Source organism: Bartonella sp. CE47NXGY, from assembly GCF_042195415.1.
Lineage (GTDB): Bacteria > Pseudomonadota > Alphaproteobacteria > Rhizobiales > Rhizobiaceae > Bartonella.
In genome coordinates this window covers 1-10,159 of record NZ_JBHIOI010000035.1, presented here as the reverse complement: position 1 = coordinate 10,159, position 10,159 = coordinate 1, and the positions used below count along the sequence as shown (strand labels likewise).

Sequence of the window (10,159 nt, the reverse complement as noted above, 5' to 3'; positions counted from 1 at the left end):
ACTCCCGGAATACTCATGCGAGGGCGCTCGCAACCGGAGGGGAGCTTGAAGTGCAAACTAAAAATTCACATTTTAATGACATTTCAATAGGTAAAAGAATCCGTCACAGACGCATTTCAATGGGACTTTCTCAAAAGGAATTAGGAAGCCATTTAGGTGTCAGTTTCCAACAAATCCAAAAATATGAAAAAGGTTTAAATCGTGTAAGCGCGGGGTGTTTGCTCGAAATTGCTAAAAAACTAGAGGTTCCTATGAACTTTTTTTATGCGGACCTTTTAACAGCAGATATTCCCACAAAAGAACATGCCTTACACCACGATCAAGATACCACCAGCGAAAAAGAATACGCCCTTTTAAAAAACTTTAGAGAGCTCCAGCCGAAAAAACAAAAAGCAATTTTGTGGTTAATTTCTGATTAGACAGTGGTTAATTTCTGATTAGGCAAAAGCGCATCAATCGACATCCGTTGCCAATATCCCCCTCTACCTAAAGCCTTGCCTGACTGATATCACCACATCTCAAAAAACGGTTTACGGCACCGGTTTACGACATCATAGGATCAAACTTCAAAATAGGATAAAAACACCAAAACCTTGGAAAAACATCCCCACCCCTCTCACAGAATTTTATCAAGAGATCTCTTCTGATTTAAACGCACAATTCCGATTGTATCATTATGATACCTTTTTACATTTACCTTGTCAAGTTTTTATATTTTTCTTTTGATATTTTTGTGTTTTTCTTTAAGGGAGCCACATCCCTCAAAACACCTTTCCTGCAAAATGCCCCTCATACAAAACACAATGTCTAAAACAACAAGAGCTAAAATAGGATTTCCCCTAAATAGGCATCCCTCTAAATGGGCTTCCGCCTAAATAGAATTCCCCCTAAATAGAATTCCCCCTAAATAGAATTCCCTCTAAATAGAATTCCCTCTAAATAGAATTCCCTCTAAATAGGATTTCCCCTCTAAATAGGCTTTCATTGTATTGCTCATTCACCCACTTATTAAAAAAAACACCTCTCAATGCTTCTCACACCCATTTCACGGATATCCCCCATACAAATATAGATGCAACTATAATTGTTAAGCTCCGCATAGAATATAAACGCCCACCACGATTTTTCTCTCTTCACATCTCTTTACACATCAGCTCTGCAATCTGTTCACAGCCATTCCCCACACACTCTTCTCCAGAAAACGCACTTCAACAGCACTCTTCATCCCAACTTTCTCCTCCATTCACGAAGACACTTCCCCCCAATTCTCGCACCACATTCCACGCCCCCAAAAGCCCAAAGTGACCAAAAACACGCACAATATATAATCCACAAATCCCCCCACTTCACTTTTACAGATTCACATTTTTACGCTTTTACATCATTACAGAACGCAGCCAAGGAAAGGTTCACCACCCCACACCGCTCTATAAACAACAGTCTGTAAACGAACCCAGCTTTTTGCCTAGTACCCCCCTTACAGTCTTCAGACGCCCTCCTCAAACGACAGCACTTCGTCAGGCTTGACAAATCAAGCCCTATCTCCTTAAAAATCGCCATCCTTCACGCATCTCTTTGCACCAACGCCTTACCCACACTCTCCCCCTATCCATGCGCACACTCTCTTCATCCTCCATTCCCCCTTTTTCTCTCCCATCACACACTCACAACTTAACAGCACTCTTCATCCCAGCGTTCCCCGCTCCATTCACAAATACATCCCCCAATCCTCGCTACCACATTCCACGCCCCCAAAAGCCCAAAGTGACCAAAAACACGCACAATATATAAATCCACAAATCCTCCGCATCATTTTACGGATATACGTTTTCACGCTTTTACATATTCACAGAACAAAGCCAAACGAAACTTCCAAACCACCACTCCGCACTGCTCTGCAAACACGGGTCTGTAAACGAACAAAGCTTTTTGCCCAGTACCCTTACAATCTTCAGCCCCCCCCCTCAAACGACAACACTTCATCAGGCTCAATAAATCAAGCCCTGCCCTCAAATATTCTAGCTCTTCACTCCCCCTAAAAGAGCAGTGTTTTACGGCATAATAGAATAGAAAATTTTTGATTTTTCTTGCTAATCTTCTGAAATTACTTTATCACTTAAAGTGTAATTTTGGTCGTCTACGCAACGATCAATAGGGAACTGAAAGCCCGAAACCTCGATACATAAGAATGAACCCACTTTTGTGGGGGTCTTGGGATTCTGGGAGTTTTTGCTATGTCCAGGTGCTTTGGCACTAAAAGCAAAAAGCTGAGTCAAGTCAGTGTTTTTAACTCCCGGAATACCAATGCGAGGGCGCTCGCAACCGGAGGGGGGCTTGAAGTGCCAACTAGAAATCCACATTTTATCGACATTTTGATAGGCAAAAGAATCCGTCATAGACGCATTTCCATGGGGCTTTCCCAAAAAGAATTAGGAAACTATTTAGGTGTCAGTTTCCAACAAATCCAAAAATACGAAAAAGGCTTAAACCGTGTAAGTGCCAAATGTTTACTGGAAATCGCTCAAAAACGAGAAGTTCCTATGAACTTTTTTTATGCAGACATTGCCACAAAAGAAAATCTTTCAACAAAAGAAACCCTCTTACACCACAATCAAGAAACCTATAGCGAAAAAGAACACGCCCTTTTGAGAAACTTTAGAGAGCTCGAAGCGAAAAAACAAAAAGCAATCTTGTGGCTAATCTCTGATTAAGCAACAGCACAACGATCAACATTATTCCATTCATATCCCCTTAAGTCAAATTCAAACCAGCTCCCCTTCAAAGAGCGGTGTTTTACGGCATAATAGAATAGAAAATTCTTGATTTTTCTTGCCAATCTTCTGAAATTACTTTATCACTTAAAGTGTAATTTTGATCGTCTACGCACCGATCAAGAGGGATTAAAGGTCCTAAATCCGAGCGTAAAAATGAACCCACTTTTGTGGGTGTCCCGGAATTCCGGGAGATTTTGCTATGTCCAAGTGCGATGAGCACTAAAAGCAAAAAGCTGATTTAGGTTCAGTATTTTCAACCTCTCGGAATACCAATGCGAGGACGCTCGCCCCCAGCGGGGGGCTTGAAGTGCCAACTAAAAATCCACATTTTATCGACATTTTGATAGGCAAAAGAATCCGTCATAGACGCATTTCCATGGGGCTTTCCCAAAAAGAATTAGGAAGCCATTTAGGTGTCAGTTTCCAACAAATCCAAAAATACGAAAAAGGCTTAAACCGTGTAAGTGCCAAATGTTTACTAGAAATCGCTCAAAAACTAGAAGTTCCTATGAACTTTTTTTATGCAGACATTGCCACAAAAGAAGATCTTTCAACAAAAGAAACCCTCTTACACCACAATCAAGAAACCTATAGCGAAAAAGAACACACCCTTTTAAAAAACTTTAGAGAACTCGAAGCGAAAAAACAAAAAGCAATCTTGTGGCTAATTTCTGATTAAGCAAAAGCGCAACGATCAACATTATTTGTTAATATATCAAACAACAAAACATCCTTAAGTCAAATTCAGATCAGCTTCCCCTCAAACAACAGCACTTCATCAGGCTCAATAACTCAAACCCTGCCCTCAAATATTCTAGCACACCACACCCCTTCAAAGAGCGGTGTTTTATGGCAGATAGGATAATCAGCTGCATTTTTGTTGTCACTTATAATTTTCCAATGACTTTTGAATGCCTCTATTAATCTTTTTATAGCACTTTTACTCTTTTTAAAGCTTCTTTCTCTGCTTCTTCTTTTAACTTCATGTCATTGGCGCTTTCGTACCTTTTTATTGTTTTTTCAATCTGATCATCAGTCCCTGCTTTAAAGACAATCATTGTTTCAAACGGACGAAATAATGACGATTGCGAAATATGAAACAAGATATTCGTACGCAAATTGCTTGGATCAAAATCGCTATACCCTTTTCTTTTTAAGTCATGGATAGATATCGCTTTTTTTGACATAGCAAGACCAATAACATCGCTATTTTTCTCACCAAAATCTTTCACTGTTAAAAGGTTATTTTTAGCGTCACAAACCGTCGATATATTCATGACTTCGTTAAGAACTTGATCATTTATGTCAAATTGAGCATTGCTGACAAAAATGAATACAAGATCACGCAAAGAACAAGCTTTTTGAAAATAACAAGCATTGTACAAACGTGAGCGAATCCCAAGACATCCGACTGCTCGTCGAATGATTTTTATAGCGAGCTCATATGATTTTTCATCTAAACGATGATCACGAATGTCTGGAATGTAGATTTCTTGTGTTTCTTGTAACGGTGCAACTTCACTGTTTAATGCACGATCAATAAGCTTTTCTAACCAATTGTAACTCTCAACATTATCCTGCTCTCGGACAGACGATCTAATCTCTTCTAAAAGATTGTCCAGCCCACACTCTTCTCTAAAAGCACGCTCTCTTCGATCACACGTCATCGTAAATGTATGGGTATTTTCTCGTTTGTCCGGTATAGATGATGCGTCAATTTCTGGATCATTCACTTTAAATGGATCAACGCTTTCTCCACTTTTAACAGGTATCCAATGCTCACCTCTAATAGTATCAAAAACTCTCGCCCCTTGCTCCTCCCTAAAAGAAATGCCTTGTTCAAGAAACATCTTTAATGGATTGGAATCATCCGGTGTTAACGATATACGCTGTATTAAAGGCCCCAAAATTTCCTGTTGAAGCTTATCATCACTTATTAACGAATCTTTCCTATACTCGTAGAAATCCTTTAAACCTTCTGGAATACGCCGATTGTAACTCTTAACTTCCTTTGCAAACCAGCTGTTAATTAATTCCTTGTTTGTGGCTAAGTTTGTAGCTAACTTCATGAGATTACACCCCCGCTTAAATTTCAAATGACCCTTTTTATCAATAAACTCCAATACAGTTCTTATTAAAGTTCTTGAAAAAAGTTCATTATCTGTTTCTTTTACTTAATATTTACCATATTATAGTTTATTGGTAAATAAGTAAAGTAAAGTAAACTAAATTAAGATATAGATGATATTTTTAATATACACCTCCACTTAAACTTGTCTTTGTAACACGAATAGCGAAAATTTTAACCAAAACAGGTTAGGGAGCTTTTTTTAAGTCTTTATCTTGATTAAAAAACTGCAAAGGAGCAAACTTGATTGTGCAGATAATCATGCTCCCTCATCTACTAGCCACCGACAAGAGTGCAATCAATCAAACAGTTAAAAAAACTTTTAGCAAAATTTTAAAGCAGAAAAACGCACATTACCGAAAAAATGAGAGAGCAGTGCATTTTACGCATCCTCCACCTTTTTCTTAAACAGCAAAACTCCAATCCATCATCAAAATATCTTCGTCTAAAATCCCCCACACCCCCTCAAAGAGCAATGTTTTACGGCGGATAAACGGCATTTCTCTCTAACGTTTTTACGCACAAAGCAATAAAGCAATCCCGCTTGTGACTTCACTTATAAAATTGCAAGAAAATAGTTTTCACGACAAACAGAAGTAAAAGAATCCTACGATATTCGAAAACGCTGATTTAACATGCAAAAACACCAGCCACTCCCTTTGCTTTGCAATAAAATACCGCTGTCTCATCGTGAATTTTTCTAAATCAGCACGCCTCAAAGAGCGGTGTTTATCACATAATAGGATTATCACCGCCCTTTATAGCGTGAATTTTTCCACACTTAATCTTCAGGCAAAAACGCCAACCGATCACCTTGCTTTTCAATTGTCACCGCCGTCTCATCGTGAATTTCTCCAAACAAGATTTTCTCTGCGAGAGGATCTTGAATTTCTTTTTGGATAATCCGTTTAAGCGGACGCGCACCATAAAGGGGATCATAGCCCTTATCGGCAAGAAACTTTCTCACCTCTGGCTCGATTTGCAAAGTTATTTTGCGTTCATTGAGCAAATTTTGCAAATGTTCTATCTGAATATCGACGATAGCTTCCATATCGTGACGTTGCAGCCTTTGAAAGAGAATAATCTCATCAATACGGTTTAAAAATTCAGGACGGAAAGCCGCTTTAACGACATTCATAACATCATTTTTTGCCTGATCTGTTGCTTGCCCTTCAGGCAAAGCAGTTAAAAACTCAGCACCAAGATTAGAAGTCATAATCAGCAAGGTATTGCGAAAATCGACGGTACGTCCTTGACTATCAGTCAAGCGTCCCTCATCCAACACTTGCAACAAGAGATTAAAAATATCAGGGTGTGCTTTTTCAATTTCGTCAAACAGAATGACCTGGTAAGGTCTTCTACGTACAGCTTCGGTCAGCACCCCCCCCTCTTCATATCCAACATATCCAGGAGGTGCCCCAATCAGCCGCGCCCCAGCATGTTTTTCCATATATTCCGACATATCGATGCGCAACATGGCATTGGAGTCTTGGAAAAGAAAAGCGGCAAGAGCTTTGGTTAATTCGGTTTTCCCCACACCAGTAGGACCCAAAAACATGAAAGACCCCAGCGGACGATTGGGATCTTGCAGCCCCGCACGCGCACGCCGTACAGCGCGCGCGACGGCTTGAACAGCCTCTCCCTGCCCAATCACACGTTTGCTAATTTCATCTTCCATCCGCAACAGCGCCTCCCGTTCTGCCTCCAGCATTCGATCAACAGGAATACCGGTCCAGCGTGAAACAATCCGCGCCACATGTTCAGCAGTAACCGTCTCTTCAACGAGATGATTTTGTTGGTCATCATTTTCCGCAATACTCAATTGTTTTTCGAGTTCAGGGATAACGCTATAAGCGAGCTCTCCAGCGCGTTGGAATTGTCCATCACGCTGTGCAATAGCCAAAGCATTACGAGCTTCTTCGAGTTGTTTTTTCAAATCAGCAGCATGCCCTAATTTTTGTTTCTCAGCCTGCCAAGCACTTGTCATCTCAGCGGACTGTTGTTCCAATGTTTTGAGTTCCTCCTGCACATTTTCCAAACGTTCTTTTGCTGTTGGCTCGACATCTGTTTTCAAAGCTTCCCGTTCGATCTTCAACTGTAAAATACGCCGATCAACAGCATCGAGTTCTTCCGGCTTTGAATCGACCTGCATGCGCAAACGCGCCGCCGCTTCATCGATAAGGTCAATAGCTTTATCCGGCAAGAAGCGATCCGTAATATAGCGGTTAGACAAACGCGCCGCCGCAATCAAAGCACTATCAGCCAAGCGCACTTTGTGATGTTGTTCATATTTTTCCTTAATACCGCGCAAAATAGAAATAGTATCTTCCAAAGAGGGTTCAGGTACAAAGACAGGTTGGAAGCGGCGTGCAAGAGCAGCATCTTTTTCGACATATTTTCGATATTCATCGAGCGTAGTAGCGCCCACACAATGGAGTTCTCCGCGTGCAAGAGCAGGTTTTAACAAGTTAGAAGCATCCATAGGACCATCAGATTTTCCAGCGCCAACAAGATTGTGCAATTCATCAATAAACAAAATGATCTGTCCATTTTCGGCTTGCACCTCTGCCAGCACCGCTTTAAGGCGCTCTTCGAATTCTCCACGATATTTTGCACCAGCGATAAGCGCTCCCATATCCAACGCATGAAGCTGTTTATCCCGCAAAGTTTCAGGTACATCGCCATTAACAATGCGCAATGCCAACCCTTCCACAATAGCTGTTTTCCCCACCCCAGGCTCACCAATCAACACGGGATTATTTTTGGTACGCCGTGAAAGCACCTGAATAGTGCGGCGGATTTCCTCTTCCCGCCCAATCACAGGGTCGAGTTTTCCTTCACGGGCATCTTTTGTGAGATCCCGGGCATATTTTTGCAAGGCATCATATTGTCCTTCAGCATGGGGGCTTGTTGCTGTTTTTCCTTTCCGCAGCGCATTAATTGCCCGATTAAGCGCTTGCGGGGTCAATCCTCCACTTGTTAAAATATCGGCTGTTTTTGCGGTCTTTTCCATGATCAGCGCTTGCAACATGCGCTCCACGGTCACAAACTGATCACCGGCTTTTTTCGCAATATCCTCAGCCAGCGCGAAAACTTTTGCCAATGGCTGCGAAAGATAGAGCTGTCCATTTCCCCCCTGCACTTTAGGCAAAGCATCAAGTGCTTCTTTTAGCGCCTTTTGAATAAGAGTAAGATCACCACCAGCGTTTTGGATAAGCGATGCAGCCAATCCTTGAGAATCGTCTAACAACACTTTCAGGAAATGCTCCGGCAAAAACTGCTGATGATCAGAAGCAAGAGCGCTATTTTGTGCTGATTGTAAAAAACCCTGCACGCGTTCGCTATATTTTTCCAAGTTCATTTTTTTTCCTTAAATCTCAAGCCATCACCACACTTTAACCTCTCCAATATTCCACAAAAGAAACATCCAGAAAGGATTATCCAGCCTCTAAAAAACACCGCGAAAAAAGCAGCAAGAAGAAGAACCATAGTGCTAAAAAGAATATGGGTTTCTACAAGCCTCATAGCAAGAGGGAGAAAAAAAATACGCTATCATTTTAAATAAAAACCGCAACTTTTCTTATACCCCCCATCATCACTCCCCTTTTTAAACCATCACCCCTAAATTCCACCATTAAAACTTAAATTTGAACAGCAGAAAAGGAGCATGCAAAAACACTTTAAACAAAGTAGTCTTTACAGCATATAGTTTAGAGTAAACATTAAAGTATTTTCTCTAATTTTACTTAACAAAACATTGAATATGTGCTTTAATACTTATAAAGTTACACTATTTTTATTAAGATAGAGGATTTGAGTATGTACCATACTGTAAAAAAGGTTATTTTAATACTTTTATTCCTTCTGATAAGTAAACCAAGCTATGCCGTTTTTGCCGGCAAAGTTATTACAATAGAGCATGAATGGCTTAAAAATGCATCATTTGATCTATTTGTTTTCACCCAGCAAGTAAATTACGATGGTGGGCCTAACTCCATCTATTTCTGGGGAAATAAATTTGAATTCCAAAATGGAAAAAGTGGACAAATTGGTTTTTTCAACAGGAGCGGCCGTACCATTCATTTTTCTATCTGGAATGCAACGGGATGGAAGGGTAATACATGTAAGCATTTTACTCAGGAAGGTTCAGGAGTACGATGTGAAATTAACTTTCCATGGGAGATGGGACGCAGATATCGATTATATGTTGAAAAAAATGGAAATCTAGTTACAGCGACAGTAGTCGATTTTATAACGGGTAAAAAAGTGAATATTGGGACCATAGAAGTACCAAATACATTTGGACAACTCCGTAAATCTTCAAGTTTTGTTGAAGACCATTCTCGTTGGAAGAGACATCTCTCCTCCTGTTATGATTTAAGTCCGCAAAGTTCGATTTTTTTTGAGCCTCAAGGCATAAAACAAAACAAGCTACACGAAGGGAGTCTGAAAGCTTCTAATCAAGGAAAGTGTCAAGATTCTGACTTCATCCAAACATCATGTACATCCAACTTTTGCATGACAAGTATAAGCGACTTTGGAGGTTTAGCCTCGCCTACTACTAAACCAGAAATACAAATTTCCAATGAGAAAGATCTGTCTGCAGAAACAATTTCTAACGTTTTGAAACAAAAAGAGCTTGTCGTTATTCGTTCAAAAAATCGTTCTTGGGCACCCAATATCTTTTTGCCATCTCCTGATTCATTTAAGTGGAAATCAATCTTTATAGATCATCTAGCGGCTTTCAGTTCTACGCTTCACACCACTCACGGCACACAAAAGATAACCACAGGTCAAAAGATTATGTATATGTCTGATGGAAAAACTTGGAAGATTATGAAAAGAAACTAGCTTTTTTCTTCTTGATAAGCCCCTCACTCCCCTTTGAAAACAACTGGGGGTGAGAAAGTTTTTTTTCATTTCCCCACCACGGCTCCCTTTCCCAGTTATTTTTTCGAGCCCTGCTCTCATCCCTTTAGCTCACCTCATCATCATACTTTCCAGCGCATTTTCTCCATTCTCACCCCCTTTCAAAACCACAACACCCTTTAATAAAATCCTCACCTCCCTCTTCTATCACCCTCACACCATCCCTTCACGCATCCCTCTGCACTACCCCGCCTCTTATCCACACCCTCCCCCTTGTCCATAGGCACTCTCCCATTCCACGCACTCCTTTTTCTCTCCCATCACACATTCACGACTTACAGCACTCTTCATTCCAGCTTCCCTCCTCGATTAACAAGCTCTCGTTCTC

7 protein-coding genes are annotated in these 10,159 nt (G+C 40.6%); 4 read left to right on the top strand and 3 right to left on the bottom strand.

Going from position 1 to position 10,159, the window contains the following annotated elements; genetic code table 11:
• The first annotated feature begins 50 nt into the window (after positions 1-50).
• Entirely contained in the window at positions 51-419 is a 369-nt protein-coding gene (locus tag ACFIL3_RS08120) for a helix-turn-helix domain-containing protein (protein WP_375638512.1), read from the top strand.
• 1,252 nt (positions 420-1,671) lie between these two features.
• Here the strand turns inward: ACFIL3_RS08120 and ACFIL3_RS08115 are convergent.
• Positions 1,672-1,797, bottom strand: a complete 126-nt coding sequence (locus tag ACFIL3_RS08115; RefSeq protein WP_375682041.1) for a hypothetical protein — start codon at positions 1,795-1,797, stop codon at positions 1,672-1,674.
• 542 nt (positions 1,798-2,339) lie between these two features.
• Here ACFIL3_RS08115 and ACFIL3_RS08110 point away from each other — a divergent pair.
• Entirely contained in the window at positions 2,340-2,711 is a 372-nt protein-coding gene (locus ACFIL3_RS08110) for a helix-turn-helix domain-containing protein (RefSeq protein WP_375682042.1), read from the top strand.
• A gap of 370 nt (positions 2,712-3,081) precedes the next feature.
• Complete coding sequence (locus tag ACFIL3_RS08105; RefSeq protein ID WP_375682040.1) at positions 3,082-3,453, top strand: helix-turn-helix domain-containing protein; 372 nt, start codon at positions 3,082-3,084, stop codon at positions 3,451-3,453.
• 250 nt (positions 3,454-3,703) lie between these two features.
• Here ACFIL3_RS08105 and ACFIL3_RS08100 read toward each other — a convergent pair whose 3' ends face one another.
• Both ACFIL3_RS08100 and clpB read right to left on the bottom strand, forming a co-directional pair.
• On the bottom strand, positions 3,704-4,843 hold the full coding sequence (locus ACFIL3_RS08100; protein WP_375682039.1) for a hypothetical protein: 1,140 nt from the start codon (positions 4,841-4,843) through the stop codon (positions 3,704-3,706).
• 840 nt (positions 4,844-5,683) lie between these two features.
• Complete coding sequence (gene clpB, locus ACFIL3_RS08095) at positions 5,684-8,263, bottom strand: ATP-dependent chaperone ClpB (RefSeq protein WP_375682038.1); 2,580 nt, start codon at positions 8,261-8,263, stop codon at positions 5,684-5,686.
• Between the two features lie 458 nt (positions 8,264-8,721).
• On the opposite strand from clpB, the gene ACFIL3_RS08090 reads away from it, so the two are divergent.
• Positions 8,722-9,753, top strand: a complete 1,032-nt coding sequence (locus tag ACFIL3_RS08090; RefSeq protein ID WP_375613817.1) for a DUF3472 domain-containing protein — start codon at positions 8,722-8,724, stop codon at positions 9,751-9,753.
• Positions 9,754-10,159: the final 406 nt, after the last annotated feature.